The sequence below is a fragment of the Citrobacter sedlakii genome, from assembly GCF_018128425.1.
GTDB classification, from domain to species: Bacteria; Pseudomonadota; Gammaproteobacteria; order Enterobacterales; family Enterobacteriaceae; genus Citrobacter_A; species Citrobacter_A sedlakii.
Window position 1 is genome coordinate 2,926,587 of sequence record NZ_CP071070.1, and the last position, 18,283, is coordinate 2,944,869.

The 18,283-nt window shown below is 55.0% G+C and carries 19 protein-coding genes; 8 read left to right on the forward strand and 11 right to left on the reverse strand.

What is annotated here, in order from left to right; all coding sequences use genetic code 11:
- Window position 1 precedes the first annotated feature (1 nt).
- Genes gspF through gspC form a run of 4 tightly spaced genes read right to left on the reverse strand, consistent with a single transcriptional unit; the run spans window position 2 to window position 5,374 of the window.
- Window positions 2-1,210 carry a type II secretion system inner membrane protein GspF gene (gene gspF, locus JY391_RS13960; RefSeq protein WP_200033939.1) on the reverse strand — a complete coding sequence of 403 codons (1,209 nt, stop codon included), beginning with the start codon at window positions 1,208-1,210 and terminating at the stop codon, window positions 2-4.
- Window positions 1,210-2,688, reverse strand: coding sequence for a type II secretion system ATPase GspE (gene gspE / locus JY391_RS13965; RefSeq protein ID WP_060569872.1), 1,479 nt, complete (start codon window positions 2,686-2,688; stop codon window positions 1,210-1,212). Before gspE ends, gspF begins: the two co-directional genes overlap by 1 nt.
- Window positions 2,689-2,700: 12 nt before the next feature.
- A complete protein-coding gene (gspD, locus tag JY391_RS13970; RefSeq protein WP_199956276.1) occupies window positions 2,701-4,629 on the reverse strand; it encodes a type II secretion system secretin GspD in 1,929 nt (642 codons plus the stop codon).
- Window positions 4,630-4,642: 13 nt separating this feature from the next.
- Window positions 4,643-5,374, reverse strand: coding sequence for a type II secretion system protein GspC (gene gspC, locus JY391_RS13975; RefSeq protein ID WP_042286188.1), 732 nt, complete (start codon window positions 5,372-5,374; stop codon window positions 4,643-4,645).
- A 302-nt stretch (window positions 5,375-5,676) separates the two neighbouring features.
- On the opposite strand from gspC, the gene JY391_RS13980 reads away from it, so the two are divergent.
- Both JY391_RS13980 and JY391_RS13985 read left to right on the forward strand, forming a co-directional pair.
- Window positions 5,677-7,254, forward strand: coding sequence for an ExeA family protein (locus JY391_RS13980; RefSeq protein ID WP_060569874.1), 1,578 nt, complete (start codon window positions 5,677-5,679; stop codon window positions 7,252-7,254).
- On the forward strand, window positions 7,254-7,847 hold the full coding sequence (locus JY391_RS13985; protein WP_211934480.1) for a type II secretion system protein GspB, cryptic system variant: 594 nt from the start codon (window positions 7,254-7,256) through the stop codon (window positions 7,845-7,847). The genes JY391_RS13980 and JY391_RS13985 overlap by 1 nt, the downstream gene beginning before the upstream one ends.
- Before the next feature lie 86 nt (window positions 7,848-7,933).
- On the opposite strand, the gene JY391_RS13990 is transcribed toward JY391_RS13985, so the two are convergent.
- The 3 genes from JY391_RS13990 to JY391_RS14000 all read right to left on the reverse strand — a co-directional run bounded on the left by JY391_RS13990 (window position 7,934) and on the right by JY391_RS14000 (window position 9,989).
- Complete coding sequence (locus tag JY391_RS13990) at window positions 7,934-8,557, reverse strand: helix-turn-helix domain-containing protein (RefSeq protein WP_042284916.1); 624 nt, start codon at window positions 8,555-8,557, stop codon at window positions 7,934-7,936.
- Window positions 8,558-8,838: 281 nt separating this feature from the next.
- On the reverse strand, window positions 8,839-9,669 hold the full coding sequence (locus JY391_RS13995) for an N-acetylmuramoyl-L-alanine amidase (RefSeq protein WP_211934481.1): 831 nt from the start codon (window positions 9,667-9,669) through the stop codon (window positions 8,839-8,841).
- Window positions 9,666-9,989, reverse strand: a complete 324-nt coding sequence (locus JY391_RS14000; RefSeq protein WP_042284921.1) for a heavy metal-binding domain-containing protein — start codon at window positions 9,987-9,989, stop codon at window positions 9,666-9,668. Before JY391_RS14000 ends, JY391_RS13995 begins: the two co-directional genes overlap by 4 nt.
- Before the next feature lie 155 nt (window positions 9,990-10,144).
- Here JY391_RS14000 and JY391_RS14005 point away from each other — a divergent pair, with 155 nt between their 5' ends.
- The 6 genes from JY391_RS14005 to artJ all read left to right on the forward strand — a co-directional run bounded on the left by JY391_RS14005 (window position 10,145) and on the right by artJ (window position 14,707).
- Entirely contained in the window at window positions 10,145-10,660 is a 516-nt protein-coding gene (locus JY391_RS14005; RefSeq protein WP_042284925.1) for a lipoprotein, read from the forward strand.
- 274 nt (window positions 10,661-10,934) lie between these two features.
- On the forward strand, window positions 10,935-11,663 hold the full coding sequence (artP, locus tag JY391_RS14010) for an arginine ABC transporter ATP-binding protein ArtP (RefSeq protein ID WP_042284928.1): 729 nt from the start codon (window positions 10,935-10,937) through the stop codon (window positions 11,661-11,663).
- A gap of 17 nt (window positions 11,664-11,680) precedes the next feature.
- On the forward strand, window positions 11,681-12,412 hold the full coding sequence (gene artI / locus JY391_RS14015) for an arginine ABC transporter substrate-binding protein ArtI (RefSeq protein WP_060569877.1): 732 nt from the start codon (window positions 11,681-11,683) through the stop codon (window positions 12,410-12,412).
- A gap of 6 nt (window positions 12,413-12,418) precedes the next feature.
- Window positions 12,419-13,135: an arginine ABC transporter permease ArtQ gene (gene artQ / locus JY391_RS14020; RefSeq protein WP_199956287.1), complete on the forward strand. Its 717-nt coding sequence runs from the start codon at window positions 12,419-12,421 to the stop codon at window positions 13,133-13,135.
- A complete protein-coding gene (artM, locus tag JY391_RS14025) occupies window positions 13,135-13,803 on the forward strand; it encodes an arginine ABC transporter permease ArtM (RefSeq protein WP_042284936.1) in 669 nt (222 codons plus the stop codon). The genes artQ and artM overlap by 1 nt, the downstream gene beginning before the upstream one ends.
- 172 nt (window positions 13,804-13,975) lie before the next feature.
- Window positions 13,976-14,707, forward strand: a complete 732-nt coding sequence (gene artJ, locus JY391_RS14030; protein ID WP_042284939.1) for an arginine ABC transporter substrate-binding protein ArtJ — start codon at window positions 13,976-13,978, stop codon at window positions 14,705-14,707.
- Between the two features lie 30 nt (window positions 14,708-14,737).
- Here artJ and rlmC read toward each other — a convergent pair whose 3' ends face one another.
- The 4 genes from rlmC to potH form a co-directional block, all read right to left on the reverse strand.
- On the reverse strand, window positions 14,738-15,868 hold the full coding sequence (rlmC, locus tag JY391_RS14035; RefSeq protein WP_211934482.1) for a 23S rRNA (uracil(747)-C(5))-methyltransferase RlmC: 1,131 nt from the start codon (window positions 15,866-15,868) through the stop codon (window positions 14,738-14,740).
- A gap of 77 nt (window positions 15,869-15,945) precedes the next feature.
- Window positions 15,946-16,467, reverse strand: a complete 522-nt coding sequence (locus JY391_RS14040; RefSeq protein ID WP_120714883.1) for a YbjO family protein — start codon at window positions 16,465-16,467, stop codon at window positions 15,946-15,948.
- Between the two features lie 17 nt (window positions 16,468-16,484).
- Window positions 16,485-17,330: a putrescine ABC transporter permease PotI gene (gene potI / locus JY391_RS14045; RefSeq protein WP_042284946.1), complete on the reverse strand. Its 846-nt coding sequence runs from the start codon at window positions 17,328-17,330 to the stop codon at window positions 16,485-16,487.
- Window positions 17,327-18,280, reverse strand: a complete 954-nt coding sequence (gene potH, locus JY391_RS14050) for a putrescine ABC transporter permease PotH (protein WP_181821651.1) — start codon at window positions 18,278-18,280, stop codon at window positions 17,327-17,329. The genes potI and potH overlap by 4 nt, the downstream gene beginning before the upstream one ends.
- Window positions 18,281-18,283: the final 3 nt, after the last annotated feature.

The following is an 18,283-nucleotide window of genomic DNA, read 5'->3' on the forward strand; positions in this document are numbered from 1 at the left end:
ATTAACCCACCATATTATTGAGCTGAAGAAGCGGCTGTAATATTGACAGCACGATAAATAAAACCACTGTCGCCATTGTCACCACCAGTGCCGGTTCAAATACCGACAGCGTTAATGTAATTCGATGTTGTAATGCAGATTCCTGGTTTTCCGCTGCCCGATCCATTAATCCGCCGAGTTCGCCGCTCTCTTCGCCGGAGGCGATCATGTACAACATGGTTGGCGGAAATAATTTCGCCTGTTCCAGCGCGTTATATAACGACGCGCCCTGGCGAACCGTGTCCGCCGCCTGCTCCAGCGCCTGCCGGGCATACAGGTTTTCAATCCCGTCCATCGCGATATACATCCCCTCCAGCAGCGGGACGCTGCTGGCCTGAAGGATGCTCAGCGTGCGGATGTAGCGGGCGCTGTTAATGGCGCAGACCAGTTTTTTCAGCGGCGAGCCGTTCACCAGCCAGCGGTGATAAACAAAGCGGTTACTCTCTTTTTTAAGCCAGGCCTTAAAACCGACACCCCCGCCCACCAAGCCGCCGCCGATCACCATGCCGTAAGCCTGCAAAAAGTCGCTCACCGCGATCAGCGTGCGGGTGGTGATCGGCAATTGCTGTTTCATGTGGACAAACTGTTCGATCACCTGCGGCACTACCGCCACCAGCAGTATGGAGATGACCGCAATCGCCACCACCGTCAGGGTGATCGGATACACCATCGCCTGCGACAACTTGCTTTTCATTTTTTGTCGTTGTTCGTTGTACTCCGCCAGCTTTTCCAGCACATCACCCAGATGGCCGGTTTTTTCGCCCGCCATCACCAGGGTGCAGTAAAGCTTGTCAAAGGTGCGGGAATACTGGCTAAACGCGTCGAACAAGGTGTGCCCTTCCACCACCTTTTCGCGGATGTCAGTGACCATCGCCGCCAGCTTTTTGTCTTCCGTCTGTCTGGCAATCGCCTTCAACGCGCTTTCCAGCGGTAGCGCGGCGTTCACCAGCGTCGACAGTTGGCGGGTAAACATCGACAGCACCGGCGTGGCGAGCTTCACCCCTTTTCGGGCGCTTTTCCCGGCGGCCTGTTCGCGGGTAACGGCGATGGTCACCGGCATCAGCTTTTGCTCACGCAGGGTCTGGCGAACCTGTTTCGGTCCGTCGGCCTGCAGCGTGCCGCGCCGGGTTTTCCCGGCGGCGTCGGTGGCGGTCCAGGCATACCATGCCATTATTCGTCTCCTCCGCGCTCGGCGGTGACGCGCATCACCTCTTCCAGCGATGTGACGCCGGAAATCACCTTCAGCAGACCGTTCTCGCGCAGACTCCAGGCCTCTTTAAACATCTGCGTCTCGATGGACATTTCATCCTGGTCTTCGTGGATAGCGCGACGCATGGCGCTGTCGACCACCAGAAATTCATGGATCCCGGCGCGTCCCTGGTAACCGCTCTGGCGGCACTGCTCACAGCCCACTGCGCGATAAATCGCCTTCGGTGGTTTTTCCATAAACGTGAACAGCGCTTTTTCATTGTCTTCCAGCGGACTGCTTTGCCGGCAGTGGGGGCACAACCGGCGAACCAGACGCTGGGCAATGACGCCAAGAAGCGATGAACCAATTAAAAACGACTCCAGCCCCATATCGCGCAAACGGGTAATCGCCCCCGCCGCGCTGTTGGTATGCAGCGTAGACATGACCAGATGACCGGTCAGCGACGCCTGCACCGCGATCTGCGCGGTTTCGCCGTCACGAATTTCCCCGATCATTACCACATCCGGATCCTGACGCAGGATTGCGCGCAGGCCGCGGGCAAAGGTCATGTCCACGCGCGGGTTGACCTGGGTCTGCCCTACCCCTTCCAGCTCGTATTCGATCGGGTCTTCGACGGTCAGAATGTTGCGTTCATGACCGTTGAGCGCCGACAAAATGGCGTACAACGTGGTGCTTTTACCGGACCCCGTCGGCCCGGTGACCAGGATAATGCCGTGCGGACGCGCGATCAGCCCTTTCAGCCTGACCAGTTCCTCCTCGATCAGCCCGAGTTTGTTGATATCCGGCTTAAGATTGCTTTTGTCCAGCAAACGCATCACCACGCGCTCGCCGTACTGCGATGGAATGGTGGAAACACGCACATCCACCGCTTTACGCCCGATCCGCAAAGAGATACGGCCATCCTGCGGCAGACGTTTCTCGGCGATATCGAGCTTTGACATGACTTTGATACGTGACACCAGCAGCGGCGCCAGCTTGCGCGCGGGCTGTAACACCGGGCGCAGGACGCCGTCGACGCGAAACCGGATGCTCAATGTGCGTTCGAAGGTTTCGATATGGATATCCGACGCGCCGTCTTTCACCGCTTCGCCAAGAATGGCGTTGATCAGACGGATCACCGGTGAGTTTTCGTCATTATCAAGCAGATCTTCGTTGTCCGGGATCTCCTCGGTGAGCGCCATCAGATCGATATCCGCGTCCATATCATCAACCAACTGCTGCGACACGCCGCTGTTCTGTTGCCAGATTTTCGCCAGCATTTCGTCGAACGCCTCTGCCGTCACCACCGTTGGGGTGAAGGCATGGCCCAGCGCCCGCCGCATTTCCAGCAACGCAAACGCAGGCGCGTTTTCACGGATATACACTGTGTTGTTATGGATCAGCACGCCGTTATCTTTGGCGAAGCTGCTGCTGCATAACTGTTTGCTGAGTTCGTCCATGCCGCCTCCGCCTTATTCTTTAAACGGGTTGCGGGAGGTGGACGGCATGGCGCGGGTTTTCACTGGCGCGGCGTCGGGAGTCGGAAACGCGGGTAAAACGGCGTTGTCGCCCGGCTCCAGAATACCCAGTTTTTTCTCTTCCATACGCTGCAGCTGACGGGCGCGAACCTGGTCGTATTTCTCTTTCGACGCCGCGCTGTAGTTGTCGTCGTCGCGCAACACGGTGGTATGGATAAACACCATCAGGTTACGCTTAGAGGTATCCTGGGAGGTATAGCGGAACAGTTGTCCAACCAGCGGAATGTCGCCCAGCAGCGGCACCTTCGAAACGTTCTGCTTGGTGACGTTCTCAATAAGGCCGCCCAGTACCACTGTTTGTCCGCTGTGCACCATCACTTCGTTATTGATAGTGCGGGTATTAAACGTTGGGCCTAACGAAGAATCCTCGGTAGAGCTGGCATCCACACTGGAGACTTCTTGCTCGATCTTCATGTGAATCATGTCGCCGTCGTTAATCTGCGGCAGGATCTTGAGTTTGGTACCGACGGTTTTACGCTCAACGGTGTTAAACACATTGTCGCCCGTGGTGGTCTGCGATCCCGACAGCACCGGCACGTCCTGCCCAACGTTAAATGACGCTTCTTTGTTATCCAGCGTCACCACGCTCGGCGTGGACAGAATGTCGTTTTTGCCGTTGGTGGACAGCGCGGTCATCAGCGCGCCAAAGTCGCCGTTGAAGAAGCCGGTCGCCATCCCGGTGAAGCTCACCCCTTTCATACTGCCGTCTTTAATTTGACTGATTGGCAGGCCGGTTGCGCCAAACTGTACCCCGCCGTGTTTCCCCGTCCACTGCACGCCGAGATCGGTTCCCGCGCCATCCTGCACTTCGGCGATGATCGCTTCCACCAGCACCTGCGGACGGCGGATGTCCAGCTTGTCGATCACTTTTTCCAGCGAGTTCATTACGTTAGGCTGGGCGGTAATCACCAGCGAGTTGGTGGACTCGTCGGCGGTAATGTTCAGTTCGTTATTGGCGGTGGCCGTTTTACTTTTCGTGGCCCCCGGCTTGTCCTTCAACTGCTCGCCAATGCCGGTGAGCACAGGCACTACCTTCGCGGCGTTAGCATATTTGAGATAAAAGACACGGGTATTGCCTTCGTTACTTTGCTCGCGATCCAACTGGGCGATCAGCGCGCGCGTACGCGTGCGCGCCTCTTCGCTGCCGCTGATCACCAGGCTGTTGGTTTCATCATCAGAGACCACTTTGGTAGCCAGCTGCGGCGCGTTCTGCCCTTTTTGTTCTTCGTTGTTGAGGTTATTCAACATGTCCGAAAGTTCTTTGGCGGAAGCATAGTGCAGCGGAACGATTTCGCGGCGCTGCACGCCGGAACGATCCACGCGCTGCACCAGATCCACCAGCCGGTTCACTACCGAAGCTTTACCGGTGAGCAGCAGCACGTTAGAGGGTTCGAAATGCACCACGTTGCCGATCCCGGTGGCGTCATTAAGCTGGCGAAGCAGCGGCGCCAGTTCGCGTACCGGCACGTTTTCCATGCGCACCACGCGGGTAATTATTTCATCGCCTTTGCCCGGATTTTGGCTGTCGGCAATCGGCGCGCCTGCGGTTCTTGCCACCGCAGACCGCACCACTTTTATCATGCCGTTATCCATCGGAATAACGGAAAGGCCATACAGGTCCAGGACGCTAAGAAAGAACTGATAATATTCTTCTTCCGTTAATACGTTATACGTACGGACCGATACATTTCCCTGTACGGAAGGATCGACAAGAATCGTTTTATTCAGATTACGACCTACCGTATCGATAAACTCACGGATATCGGTGTTTTTAAAACTGGCGCTAAAATTCGCAGCAAATAGCGACCCGGAGTATAAAGCCAGGGTTGTCAGCGTCACACACGCCCAGGGAAATTTCTTCATGATCGTTCACTTGTTAATTATTTAAAACATTAACCTGAATATTTTCCAGGTGCGTATTCCGTTTCACCACTATTGCCGCCTGTTTCATCGTTGACCAGTTGGCGATAATACTTTTGGCCTGTGCGGCCTGAGTCATGTCAACAGAATTAACTCTTACAACCACATCGCCCTTTTTTAGCCCCATGTCGTGAAAAAAGGGCGAGGCGTCGCGGGGATTAATTTCGTAGCCTTCCAGCTGACCTTTTTCAATATGCGGTTTCAACACCAACCGATCGTTAAGATGCAGGCTTTCCGCGCCTGCGTCCGCGGTAGGTTTTGCCACCGGTCCGCTCTCTACGCCGCCTTTAAAGTAGTCCGGCTTTTTTAGCGCCAGTACTTGCGTAGTACCTTCGTAATTAACCACCACATTATCATTGTTAATTTCCTCAAGGTACGCATCATTAAAGCCCACCAGCGTTTCACCTTCGCGATAACTTTTTTGTCCTGCCGGTGTTTTGATAACGGCAAAAGAGAGCCATTTTTCATCGCTACTGACGATGCCCTCAATTTCTGCGGACAACGGGGTTTTTACTGCCACGGGAGAATTCGCTTGCCAGACGGCAGGCTGAAACAGGGCAAATTCCTTTTCTGTGTCACGCGTATTCCGCACTTTATTTTTGGCGGCATCTAACTTATTCGTAACTTTTCTATAATCTTTATAGACGACATACCCCTGATGCCCGCTAAATATTAGCAAGAGAAACATCACGCAGGGTGCAATCAGTCTGGAATAAAGTTGCATCCTCATTCTTCAACTGCCTTAAATAACACTGAATTTCGCAGCATCGGGCTGCGCCAATATGTGAAATGAATACTACTGAGAAGATTGAACAGCGACCATCTGCAATATCAGCAACTTTACAGGAAAAAATCGTTGACGCTTTTTTAGGTTGATGCTAACCCGAAAAAAATGAGGTTCATTTTCTCCTGTACAGAGTTTGCTCAGCCATCGCCCTTCCTTTATTTTTTCGCCAACGTTTTTGAAAGCCAAGTGCGCCGTGAGTCATCATGTATCTGAACCATTTTAAATTTACCAGCCAGCCGTATGGCAGCGTGACCCGACGTCCGGGGATGTTTTTAATTCCGTATCTCCAGGATATTTTTGGTCTGTTGCTGGCGAAAATAAAGACTCCGGGCATGATGGGCCTGTTTTCCGCCGAGCCGGAATTGCTCAGTGCGTTCATTGAAAATTTGCGCGAACAGCACCCGTGCGCACAAACCCTCAACGCCTTTCCGAAGCTGAGCGGCAATACCCTGCTGTACAAGCTCAATCCGGCCACGCAAACGAGCAAGAATAAATTACACGCCGTGGATGCTGTGCTGCGTCTCTGGCAGGAAGAATCGCCTTCGCGACGCCAGAAAGGCAAGCTGCTGATGATCTCCACGGCGGAAGCGATCAAGGACAACTGCTGGGACGTGCTGGCGATGCTGCTGGTGCGTGCCGAAGAGTCCGGCTTCCCGCTGACCATCCTGCTGACCGGCAGCCCCGAACAAGAGTCACGCCTGCTCAACCACTCCGGGCTGCGCTCACGGGTTCATACCTGCCATACGCTGCGCCCGCTAACCTGCGGCGAATTCCATGCCTACGTCGAGGCGCAGACCGAAGCGCATCAGGCGGAGACGTCGCCGTTGACGCCCGCCCGTGTGCGACGGATGCACGCGCTGACCAGAGGCCAGGTGAGCCAGTTGAACAAGCTGGCGCACCTGGCGATGCTCGCGGCCTGGACCGAACGCGCGGCCACCGTTTCACCGCGTCATTTACGTTTAGCCGCAGGCGAAATCATTCCCGCCAGGCCGCGCGGTCGCCGGTTCGCCGCCATGGGTCTGCTGACCTCGGTGGCGTTCGCCTGCTGCGCCGGGTATTTCTCTTCCGCGCTGACGGCGCATCTTCCCGTCCCCCTGCCGGTGCCTGTCGCCTGGCATAAAACGCAACCGAAGACAGACGGCCCCCGGGAACCGACGATTGAACGCGACGTGGTGAATCTGCCGGACGCCATGCATCAGCTGTACACCATGTGGGGATATGACGCCTCGGCAAACGATGCGTTATGCCAGAACGCCGGACGGGTAAACCTGATGTGCCGGCAGGGAAATGCGTCGCTGGCAGCCCTGGAGAAAGCGGGATATCCGTGGATCGGCGAGCTCAAAACCGGCGATCACCTGAACTATGCCGTCGTGGCGCGGGTAGAAAAAGACACTCTCGATCTGCTGGTCAACAACCGTACCTGGCAGGTGAGCAAACGCTGGTTTAATCAGCATGCCACCGGCAATTACACCCTGCTGCACCGCTTAACGCCGCAGGGGAAAGATGAAATCACCGCCGCCAGCGGCAAAACGGATTTGAACTGGCTGGATCAGGAACTGAGTCAGTTGCTGCACGAGCCCGTCACCCACGCGCAGGGCTGGACTGCCGATCTCGCCAGACGTACCCGCGAATTTCAGGGGAAAACGGGACTGCACGTTGACGGCATCGTCGGCGAAGAGACGCTGATGCAGCTGATGCGTGCCGCCAACAGTACGCCAGGCGTCGTGACGCAAACCGCAACGGTAAATCCACCAGCGAAAACGCAAGGGAAGCCGCAATAATGTCCACCATTTGTCTTGCTGCTCAACGCAGCTTTGCGACCGGCGAGGCGGTCTATTTTTCCTACCGCCTGCCCACTATCCGGAAAAAAGTCTTTCAGACCCTGTTCTGGCTCATGACGCTGTTCGCTTTTGTCGTTGCCGGACTGTATGCGCATATTTACTGGCAGTGCCGACACCCTGCGCCGCCGCCAAAGCCAGTGAAGGTGGTTAACCCCGACGTACACCCGTCTGATATGCATTATGTGTACGTTTCGAAGCCGTTCCCACCGCCAAAACCTGAACCGCTTCCGGCGGCGCAGGCACGTCCTCCTCTTCAGGACGATACGTTGTGGCAAGCCGATGACGACTGGCGGCAGGCGCCTGACGGCGAATTATCCGCTGTGGCGCTGCCGGGTACAGAAAACCAGACGTCGTCTTTGCAGGAACGCTTCCTGCAAGCGCTACAGGAACAAAAAGCGGACTATCAGCAGGGAAAGGTACCGCCTCCCCCCGAGGATGAGACGCTGAATGACTATGACGCCATGCAGAAAACGCGCAAGATGCCGCAGACACCCCAAAATGCCCGGGGCCAACCGCTGCCTGACGACGCCTGATGATTGATATGATGAATGATTTACTGTGCAGAAGGACTAAAAAAGCCTCCACTTCCGTTTCATGAAGGGAGACTCCAGGGAGGATATTAGTATTTTTCAGGCAACGCTTTCATTGTAATTAAGCGTCCCTTTTCTATAACAATATAATTACCTTTTTTCAGATCGGAGAGTATTTTGATGATCGTGCTACGGGCAAAGTTGGTGTATTCCTGAATATAATCATAAACGTTAATATCATAATCATGGTGGGTAATCAGCGCATTGATTTCAATCAGGAACTCACGGATGACGGAATACGCATTGCGGGCGACCAGCATATCATCGCGTTTGCTTAACAGACAAATGTACCAGGATAAGACTTTCGTCAATTCTGGCCATAAATTATTTTCGGTCAAAAGCTGGAAGAACGCCTCTTTCCTGATGGAGCGAACAACCGTGTTAGAGCGCGCCAGACCATACATGTGGGGAGACTGATAGAACATCGCGGAAAGGCCAAAAATGCACTGTCCCTGCAACGTAAACATACACAGTTCGTCCGAGACCCGGCGAAATTCAACCTGCCCGCTAATAATAATATGAATATAATCCGGATCGTCGGTAGTAATTTTCTGCCATTTTTTCAGTTTTCTTTCTTCATACCCTTCAGTGGCGGAAATAATGCACCCCATTTCGGTGTGGGGACGTGTTTTTTTACCGTATATACTTAACATTGTTATACCTTACGCAGAATATTGATAATACGTGTGCTTAACCACCGCAGAAATGCGGCTTATAAACAACTGAATCGTTCCTGGTTCCAAAAAGGCAAGTAAAAGAAATAAAAAAGAGAAGAAATAATAGATTTATAATATTTTGAAAAGCATCCTGAAGACGAAATCAATCATAAATGAGACCAATATAAAGTCAATTAATCATAGATTAATTGACTTTTAACTTAGGATTAATCCCATCAGAAAAACCAGGAGGGGCGGCTCTGTCGCGCAGTCTGCGCCTATCCCTGCCCGTATTTCTCTAACAGCGCCTCGGCAATCGCCTGGGTTTGGGCATCCGCGACGCCATTCCATAGCGACGGGCGGAAATGCATCTGAAAGGCCATGATCACCCGCCGCTGCTCGCGCCCGGTCATATCAGGCGTGACTTCGTAACCATAGCGCGCCAGTAGGTCCAGCACGCTTGCGGGATCGACAGGCGTATGCGGCGCACGTCCGGCAAGATAAAATTCCACTCGCTGCGGGTCCGGCCAGGCGCCTATCCCTTGCTCCGCAAGCTGCTGCCAGGGAAACAGCGGGCCGGGATCGTCCTTACGCTGCGGCGCGATATCCGCGTGCGCCACCACGTTCTGCGGCTTAATGTCGTAACGGGCGACGATCTCTTTCGCCAGCGGTATCAGCGCCTGTATCTGCGCCGGTTCAAATGGCGCAAAGTATTTCTCGCCCGCCGACATCCGCCAGCCGCGGTTTTCCAGCTCGATACCGATTGAGGTGTCGTTGATGCGCGTCGCGCCGCGCCAGAAACTGACGCCTGCATGCCAGGCCAGCTCCTGTTCCGGCACCAGTTGCCAGATACGCGGCTTCCCCCGGTACCGCGGTGGCGCCGACGGGATCAGGTAATGCGAGCTGACATTTTTGTCCGTCAGCGTCGCCAGCGAAGTGTCAAAGTCATCCGCTGTGTAGTGGATCACCAGCACCTTGATGCGTGGATAAGCCGCCTGCGCCTGATGGCGCGTGTCGAGCTGGTATCCGTCTTTGTCGACAATCCCTTTTTCGCTCGCGCAGCCGGTCAGCAGCAGCGCGGCGGCCGCCAGCGACAGTAACGCTCTCATCGGCGCGTTTTTACCGCCGTGCCGCTCACGCTGACCATCAGCATACTGCCGTCTTTGCCCACGGTTTCATAGTCGATATCAATACCGACCACCGCATCGGCGCCCAGCGCTTTTGCCTGATCCCCCAGCTCTTCAAAGGCGATTTCCCGCGCTTTTCGCAGCTCTTTTTCATAGGCGCCGGAACGTCCGCCAACGATATCGCGGATACCGGCAAAAAAATCACGGAAGATGTTTGCGCCTAAAATGGCTTCGCCCGTGACCACACCGCAGTATTCCACGATGCTTTGTCCTTCCAGAGTGGGGGTGGTTGAAAACTGCATAATTACGCTCCTTTACTCAGCCATTGGCAAAATCATAAGGGATCGGGGCATAAGCGCACGATCGCAAAAGCATTATCAGACCGATACACTATTATTGAAAGGTTATAACTGAATAATGTAGAAGACTATTAGCAGAAGCTTATAAGGAAATCACTATGCGCTATTCGAAACTCTCCCTGCTTATCCCCTGCGCGCTGCTTCTCAGTGCCTGCACCACCGTCACGCCGGCCTACAAAGATAACGGACCGCGTGCAGGCGCCTGCGTGGAGGGAGGCCCGGACGATGTGGCTCAACAATTCTATGACTATCGCATTCAGCACCGCAGCAATGACCTTACCGCCCTGCGCCCATACCTGAGCGATAACCTGGCGAAACTGCTGTCTGACGCCAGCCGCGACGGCCAGCATCGTCAGCTTTTGAGCAGCGATCCCTTCTCCAGCCGCGCAACGCCGCCGGACAGCGCAAACGTCGCCAGCGCGTCGACCATTCCGAACCGGGACGCGCGCAATATTCCGCTGCGCGTAGAGCTGAAACAGGGCGAGCAGCGCTGGCAGGATGAAGTATTGATGATTCACGAAGGTCAGTGCTGGGTGATTGACGACGTGCGCTACCTCGGCGGCAGCGTCCATGCGCCAGCCGGAACCCTGCGCCAGTCGGTTGAGAACCGTTAATTTTTGACGTTACAGGCCGGATGGCTGCGCACTGTTTTATCCGGCCTACACGCAGTCCCACATCATTTTTTCCTTTCTCGCGTAAATTGTCTGGCATTCTTCACAGAATGCCGACAATCGTGCTTGCGCCATCTTGCCGCCGCTATTTTGTGCTATGTTTAAGGGGAAATGCGCGCTATATTTAACTTTTAAAGCATAAATATTGCATAACTATTCTGCCAAAGGTACTATCTGCGGCTTCAATAGCTATCAGACGGCCAGTATACGAGTATCAATGAGTATTCAATTAAACGGCATTAACTGCTTCTACGGCGCGCATCAGGCGCTGTTCGATATCACGCTGGATTGCCCGCAGGGCGAAACGCTGGTGTTGCTTGGCCCAAGCGGGGCGGGTAAAAGCTCGCTGCTGCGCGTACTCAATCTTCTGGAGATGCCGCGGTCCGGTACGCTGGACATTGCGGGCAACCATTTCGACTTCCGCAAGACGCCGTCAGACAAAGCCATTCGCGATCTTCGCCAGAATGTCGGCATGGTCTTTCAGCAGTACAATCTGTGGCCGCATCTGACCGTACAGCAGAACCTTATCGAAGCGCCCTGCCGCGTGCTCGGGCTGACGAAAGATCAGGCCTTAGCCCGTGCGGAGAAGCTGCTGGAACGCCTGCGTCTGAAGCCCTACAGCGATCGTTATCCCTTGCACCTTTCTGGCGGCCAGCAGCAGCGCGTCGCCATCGCCCGCGCGCTGATGATGGAACCGCAGGTGCTGCTGTTTGACGAACCCACAGCCGCGCTGGATCCGGAAATCACCGCGCAAATCGTCAGTATCATTCGTGAACTGGCGGAAACGAACATTACTCAGGTGATCGTGACGCACGAAGTGGAAGTGGCGCGGAAAACCGCCAGCCGCGTGGTGTATATGGAAAACGGTCACATCGTCGAGCTGGGTGATGCGGGGTGTTTCGCCAACCCGCAGACCGATGCGTTTAAAAACTATCTCTCTCACTAAGATTCGGGACAACGACAATGAAAAAAGTTCTGATTGCCGCGCTTATCGCTGGCTTTAGCCTTTCTGCAACAGCAGCACAGACCATTCGTTTTGCGACCGAAGCATCCTACCCTCCGTTCGAGTCGATGGATGCGAATAACAAAATCGTCGGTTTCGACGTCGACCTGGCCAATGCGCTGTGTAAAGAGATTGACGCCACCTGTACGTTCACCAACCAGGCGTTTGACAGCCTGATCCCCAGTCTGAAGTTCCGCCGCTTCGATGCGGTTATGGCCGGGATGGACATCACGCCGGAGCGCGAAAAACAGGTGCTGTTCACCACGCCGTATTATGACAACTCCGCGCTGTTTATTGGCCAGCAGGGTAAATTCTCCAGCGTGGATCAGTTGAAAGGCAAAAAAGTGGGCGTGCAGAACGGCACCACTCACCAGAAGTTCATTATGGATAAGCACCCGGAAATTACGACCGTTCCTTACGACAGCTATCAGAACGCGAAGCTGGATCTGCAAAACGGACGTATTGACGGCGTATTCGGCGACACCGCGGTGGTTACCGAATGGCTGAAGGATAATCCGAAGCTGGCGGCGGTTGGCGACAAAGTGACGGATAAAGACTACTTCGGCACCGGCCTCGGCATCGCTGTCCGTCAGGGCAACACCGAGCTGCAGCAGAAATTTAACGCTGCGCTGGAAAAAGTGAAAAAAGATGGCACTTACGAAACCATCTATAACAAATGGTTCCAGAAGTAAGCCTTGATGAACGAATTTTTTCCGTTAGCAAGCGCCGCCGGGATGACCGTCGGCCTTGCCGTTTGCGCGCTGATCCTCGGCCTTGCGTTGGCGATGTTTTTCGCCGTCTGGGAGTCAGTTAAATGGCGTCCGGTCGCGTGGACCGGCTCAGCGCTGGTGACGATTTTACGCGGCCTGCCGGAAATTCTGGTGGTGCTGTTTATTTATTTCGGCTCCTCTCAACTGCTGCTGACGCTCTCTGACGGCTTTACCGTTAATCTGGGCGTCGTGCAGATCCCGGTACAAATGGAGATCGAAAACTTCGACGTCAGCCCGTTCCTGTGTGGCGTAATTGCCCTTTCGCTGCTGTATGCGGCATATGCTTCGCAAACTCTGCGCGGCGCGCTGAAAGCGGTACCGATTGGGCAGTGGGAGTCCGGCCAGGCGCTGGGGCTGTCGAAAGCGGCGATCTTCTTCCGCCTGGTGATGCCGCAAATGTGGCGTCATGCCCTGCCTGGTCTGGGTAACCAGTGGTTGGTGCTGCTGAAGGACACCGCGCTGGTCAGTCTGATCAGCGTCAATGACCTGATGCTGCAAACCAAGAGCATTGCGACACGCACCCAGGAGCCGTTTAACTGGTATATTATTGCCGCGGCGATCTATCTGGTGATCACCCTGATAAGTCAGTACATTCTCAAACGCATTGACCTGCGCGCGACACGTTTTGAGCGGAGACCGGGCTGATGTTTGAGTATTTACCTGAACTGTTAAAAGGGCTGCATACCAGTCTGACGCTGACGGTGGCATCCATTGTCGTTGCGCTGCTCCTGTCGCTGATTTTCACCATCGTTCTGACGCTGAAAACGCCGGGGGTGGTCTGGCTGGTGCGCGGCTATATCACGCTGTTTACCGGCACGCCGCTGCTGGTGCAGATCTTCCTGATCTACTATGGACCGGGGCAGTTTCCGTCTTTGCAGGCGTATCCGGTTCTCTGGCATCTGCTGTCCGAGCCGTGGCTGTGCGCGCTGATTGCGCTATCGCTGAACAGCGCCGCTTACACCACGCAGCTGTTTTACGGTGCGATTCGCGCAATCCCGGAAGGCCAGTGGCAGTCCTGCGGCGCGCTGGGGATGAGCAAAAAAGACACACTGGCGATTCTGCTGCCTTATGCCTTTAAACGCGCCCTCTCCTCGTATTCTAACGAAGTGGTGCTGGTGTTTAAGAGCACCTCGCTGGCTTACACCATTACGCTGATGGAGGTAATGGGTTACAGCCAGCTCATGTACGGGCGCACTTACGACGTGATGGTATTTGGCGCGGCAGGCGTCATTTATCTCATCGTTAATGGCCTTTTGACGCTGATGATGCGCTTGATCGAACGTAAAGCGCTGGCGTTTGAACGCCGGAATTAACCGTTCAGAAAGTGCATAAATCTGAATACAGAAAACGGACAAGTTGCTAACCTGTCCGTTTTTTTTATTTCCCTATAAAATATTTAATCATTTATATTGCATACAAATTCAAATGCTGGCATTGTAATTCCATGCCGCAGAAACGGCGCTTCATCATAACGGGAGTTCAACCATGAAAAAGTTAGTTCTGGCCGCATTGCTTGCCTCTTTCGCTGTCGGCGCGTCTGCCGCAGAAAAAATCAGCTTCGGGGTTTCCGCCACCTATCCCCCGTTTGAATCCATGGACGCCAATAACCAAATCGTCGGTTTCGATCTCGATCTGGCAAAAGCCTTATGTAAGCAGATGCAGGCAGAATGTACCTTTACCAATCATGCCTTTGACAGCCTGATCCCGGCGCTGAAATTCAGAAAATATGATGCCGTCATTTCCGGTATGGATATTACGCCGGAGCGGAGCAAACAGGTCGCCTTTACCCAACCTTACTACGCCAACTCCGCGCTGGTGATTGCCAGGAAAGATGCGTATAAAACCTTTGCCGACCTGAAAGGCAAACGTATTGGTATGGAAAACGGCACCACGCATCAGAAATACCTTCAGGACAAGCACCCGGAAGTCAAAACTGTCGCCTATGACAGCTACCAGAACGCGATTATCGACCTGAAAAATGGCCGTATCGACGGCGTATTCGGCGACACCGCTGTGGTCAACGAATGGCTGAAGAGCAACCCGCAGTTAGGGCCAGGAACAGAAAAAGTGACCGATCCCCAGTATTTCGGCACCGGTCTGGGCATCGCCGTTCGCCCGGATAATAAAGCCCTGTTAGAGAAACTGAACGCCGCGCTGACCGCCATTAAGGCGGACGGCACCTGGCAGAAAATCAACGACCAGTGGTTCCCGCAATAATGATTTACGGCCCGCAATGCGGGCCGTTTTTTATGCATTCCGCACCAGCAGCGTCAGCACTTCATAATGGGCGGTATGAGGGAACATATCGAAAAGCTGCACGCGTTCGGGACGATAACCCGGTAAATCCGCAATGTCTTTTGCCATCGTACGGGCGTTACAACTTGAGTAGATGATAAACGGCGGGGCCATCTCGCTGAGATAATCGCATAGCGCTTTGCCAATCCCGCGACGCGGCGGATTCACCAGCACCAGTTGCGGGGCGCTCTCCTGAGCGGTAGCGAACTGCGTGGAGTCCAGCGCCTGAAAATGCAGATTCGTTAAACCGAGCTCTTTCGCCGACTGCTTCGCGCAGGCAATCGCCTCTGGGGAGATTTCAATCCCGGTTAGCCGCATCTCAGGCGTGGCGCAGTGCAGCCCAAAGCCGCCGACGCCGCAGAACAGATCCCACATATGGTTTACCGGGAGCTGGCGCACCCAGTCACGGGCGGTAGCATAGAGCTGGCTTGCCACCGTCGGGTTGGTCTGGAAAAAACTTTGTGGACGGATCCACAGCGGAACGTCGTTGAAACGCTCCGCCAGCGACGACGTTTCAGTCAGGAAGATCTCCGTCTCCCCTTCCATAATCGCCATGTGCACAGGCTGCAGGTTGACGCTGATGACCTTAAGCTGCGGCAGTTGCGCCTGCAGCGAGGGCAACGCGGCGCGCAGTTGCGCCAGCTTGGTTTCTGAACGCAGCACAAAGCGCAGCATCATGCCGCCATCGTACTGGCTTTCGGTAAGCAATATATATTTCAGCTCGCCACGCTTACGCGCCACGTTGTAGGGCGTTAAGCCCGCCTGGGCAATAAACGGCTTGAGGGCGGCGAAAACGGCAGCAAACGACGGCGGATAAAGCGGACAATCGCAGAGATCTTCCGGCGTGCCGTCGCGGTGTAGCATCCCGAGCAGCGGTTTTTCCACGCTGCCGCTGACCACCATCTTGGCTTTATTGCGAAAGCCTTGTTCCGGCCCGCTGACTGGCGCGCGCCACTCCCCCACCGGGAAACCGGCAAGCAGATTGTTGAGATCGGCTGTTTTGGCGGAGAGTTGAACGTCAACCGGCTGCGTGATCCACGGGCAGGAGCGGCAGCGGCCGGCGTCATAAAGTGCGCAATACATACGAAAACCTTCAGATGTTCGGGGCGACGATTATACACATTATTCGGGCATTTGTAGGTCGCGCCAGGACGCCGTTTTTACTGGAGCTGGAAGAACCGGCGGCTGGTGGCCGGAACAAACAGCAGGCAAAGCACCAACATGTCCGGCAGCTTTTGCATCACCAGGGTATGCAGAATTTCCCGTTTTGACTCACCGGCGATGCTGAATAACTCCGGATACCCGTAGCCTAATGAGGCTGCCCATAAATAGCCCGCGGCGGTCACCTGGGTTAGTAAATAAATCCAGCGCGCCCAGTTGCGCCCTTTTACCAGCGAAAATGCGCACCAGATCTCAATAAACACCAGCACCAGGCTGCTCAAAAAAACCAGCGTCAGACTCCATGTTTGCACGCTGCGATGGATAAATTCGCCAAGCCCCCGAATGCCGAGCGTATTGAATATCATCAGCACGTCGAGGCAACGGATCATTATAATGGCGAGCGCCGCCACCTGCACCAGCGCGGGCACATTTAAACGGGCGTGTGATGAGGACGTTTTTTTGAAGAATCCCAATGTGTGACTTCCCTGAAAAACAGTGCCGCGACATGCGCGGCACTTCACTGGAAATTTTAATTGCTTCAGCCGCGTCTTGCACGCTGGATATCGCGGATTCGCTGTTTTTCCGTGCGCGCCATCAGATACCAGGCGATAAATCCGACAATTCCGACCACCCCGAGGATCAACGTAGCCAGAGCGTTGATTTCCGGGTTCACTCCCATGCGCACGCTGGAGAACACCAGCATCGGCAAGGTCGTCGCGCCGGGACCGGAAACAAAGCTGGCGATCACCAGATCGTCAAGCGACAGCGTAAACGCCAACAGCCAGCCGGAGACGATGGCAGGCATGATCATCGGTAAGGTGATCACGAAGAACACCTTCAGCGGCGTCGCGCCGAGATCCATCGCCGCCTCTTCAATAGATCGATCCAGTTCCCGCAGGCGCGAGGAGATCACCACCGCCACGTAGGCGGTACAGAAGGTGACGTGCGCCAGCCAGATGGTCAACATTCCGCGGTCGGACGGCCAGCCGATGGCGTGGGCGAGCGCGACAAACAGCAACAGCAACGAAAGCCCGGTAATGACGTCCGGCATTACCAGCGGCGCAGTAATCATAAAGGCGAAACCGTTGGCGCCGCGAAAACGACCAAATCGCACCAGAACGACAGCGGCAATGGTGCCCAGGATCACCGCCATTGTCGCCGCGCAGGCGGCTATCGTCAGGCTTAAGCCCACGGCGCTCATCATGGCGTCATCGCGAAACAGCTCGCCGTACCAGCGCGTCGACCACCCCGCCCATACCGTCACCAGTTTAGAGCTGTTAAACGAGTAGATCACCAGCATCAGCATCGGCGCATACAGAAACGTAAAGCCCAGCACCAGAATCACGATGCGCCAGGGCGAACGTATTACCGGCAAATTGTTCATCCGTGGACGCCTCCGCTTTTTTGCTGGTGCTTGTGGAACCACATGATCGGAACGATCAGTAGCAGCAACATCACGATCGCCACCGCAGAGGCCACCGGCCAGTCACGGTTGTTAAAGAATTCCTGCCACAGCACGCGACCAATCATGATGCTGTCCGGCCCGCCGAGCAGCTCAGGAATGACAAACTCGCCGACAGCCGGAATAAACACCAGCATGGAACCGGCAATAATGCCGCCTTTGGTCAGCGGCACGATCACGCTAAAAAAGGTTTTCAGCGGGCGGGCGCCGAGATCGAGCGAGGCTTCCACCAGCGAATAGTCAATGCGCGTCAGAGCGGTGTAGATCGGCAGCACCATAAACGGCAGATAGGCATACACGATGCCGATATAGACGGCCAGGTTGGTATGCAGGATGGTCAACGGCTGGTCGATAACGCCAAGCCACAGCAGAAAGTTGTTTAACACACCGTTATTTTTCAGGATCCCCATCCACGCATAGACGCGAATAAGAAACGAGGTCCACGACGGCAGGATCACTAACAGCAGCAGGATATTTCGCGTCGACGGCTTGCTGTGGGCCACCGCCCACGCCAGCGGGTATCCCAGCAGCAAGCAGCACAGGGTGGAGATGCCCGCGACCTGTAGCGACTGCAAATAGGCGTCAAAATAAAGCGGATCGTCGGTCAACTGCAGGAAGTTACCGAGGTTAAGGGTGATCGCCAGTTGCCCGTCAGCCCACGCCATCAGCTCGGTGTACGGCGGGATCGCCCTCGCCATTTCCGCAAGGCTGATTTTAAAGACGATCAGAAACGGCAGCAGGAACAGCAGGATCAGCCAGACGTAAGGCAGCGCAATGACCAGTTTACGCCCGTGATTCATCTGCACGCGCGCCAGCCACAGCCGCAAACCGCCAGGCTTTTCTCCGCGTGCCGCAGGTTCAAGTGTACTCATTTT

Excerpts from the sequence above, each read along its gene's own strand:
- gspF (WP_200033939.1), bottom strand. The coding sequence starts at position 1,210 with ATGGCATGGTATGCCTGGACCGCCACCGACGCCGCCGGGAAAACCCGG.
- gspE (WP_060569872.1), bottom strand. The coding sequence starts at position 2,688 with ATGGACGAACTCAGCAAACAGTTATGCAGCAGCAGCTTCGCCAAAGAT.
- gspD (WP_199956276.1), bottom strand. The coding sequence starts at position 4,629 with ATGAAGAAATTTCCCTGGGCGTGTGTGACGCTGACAACCCTGGCTTTA.
- gspC (WP_042286188.1), bottom strand. The coding sequence starts at position 5,374 with ATGTTTCTCTTGCTAATATTTAGCGGGCATCAGGGGTATGTCGTCTAT.
- JY391_RS13980 (WP_060569874.1), top strand. The coding sequence starts at position 5,677 with ATGTATCTGAACCATTTTAAATTTACCAGCCAGCCGTATGGCAGCGTG.
- JY391_RS13985 (WP_211934480.1), top strand. The coding sequence starts at position 7,254 with ATGTCCACCATTTGTCTTGCTGCTCAACGCAGCTTTGCGACCGGCGAG.
- JY391_RS13990 (WP_042284916.1), bottom strand. The coding sequence starts at position 8,557 with ATGTTAAGTATATACGGTAAAAAAACACGTCCCCACACCGAAATGGGG.
- JY391_RS13995 (WP_211934481.1), bottom strand. The coding sequence starts at position 9,669 with ATGAGAGCGTTACTGTCGCTGGCGGCCGCCGCGCTGCTGCTGACCGGC.
- JY391_RS14000 (WP_042284921.1), bottom strand. The coding sequence starts at position 9,989 with ATGCAGTTTTCAACCACCCCCACTCTGGAAGGACAAAGCATCGTGGAA.
- JY391_RS14005 (WP_042284925.1), top strand. The coding sequence starts at position 10,145 with ATGCGCTATTCGAAACTCTCCCTGCTTATCCCCTGCGCGCTGCTTCTC.
- artP (WP_042284928.1), top strand. The coding sequence starts at position 10,935 with ATGAGTATTCAATTAAACGGCATTAACTGCTTCTACGGCGCGCATCAG.
- artI (WP_060569877.1), top strand. The coding sequence starts at position 11,681 with ATGAAAAAAGTTCTGATTGCCGCGCTTATCGCTGGCTTTAGCCTTTCT.
- artQ (WP_199956287.1), top strand. The coding sequence starts at position 12,419 with ATGAACGAATTTTTTCCGTTAGCAAGCGCCGCCGGGATGACCGTCGGC.
- artM (WP_042284936.1), top strand. The coding sequence starts at position 13,135 with ATGTTTGAGTATTTACCTGAACTGTTAAAAGGGCTGCATACCAGTCTG.
- artJ (WP_042284939.1), top strand. The coding sequence starts at position 13,976 with ATGAAAAAGTTAGTTCTGGCCGCATTGCTTGCCTCTTTCGCTGTCGGC.
- rlmC (WP_211934482.1), bottom strand. The coding sequence starts at position 15,868 with ATGTATTGCGCACTTTATGACGCCGGCCGCTGCCGCTCCTGCCCGTGG.
- potI (WP_042284946.1), bottom strand. The coding sequence starts at position 17,330 with ATGAACAATTTGCCGGTAATACGTTCGCCCTGGCGCATCGTGATTCTG.
- potH (WP_181821651.1), bottom strand. The coding sequence starts at position 18,280 with ATGAGTACACTTGAACCTGCGGCACGCGGAGAAAAGCCTGGCGGTTTG.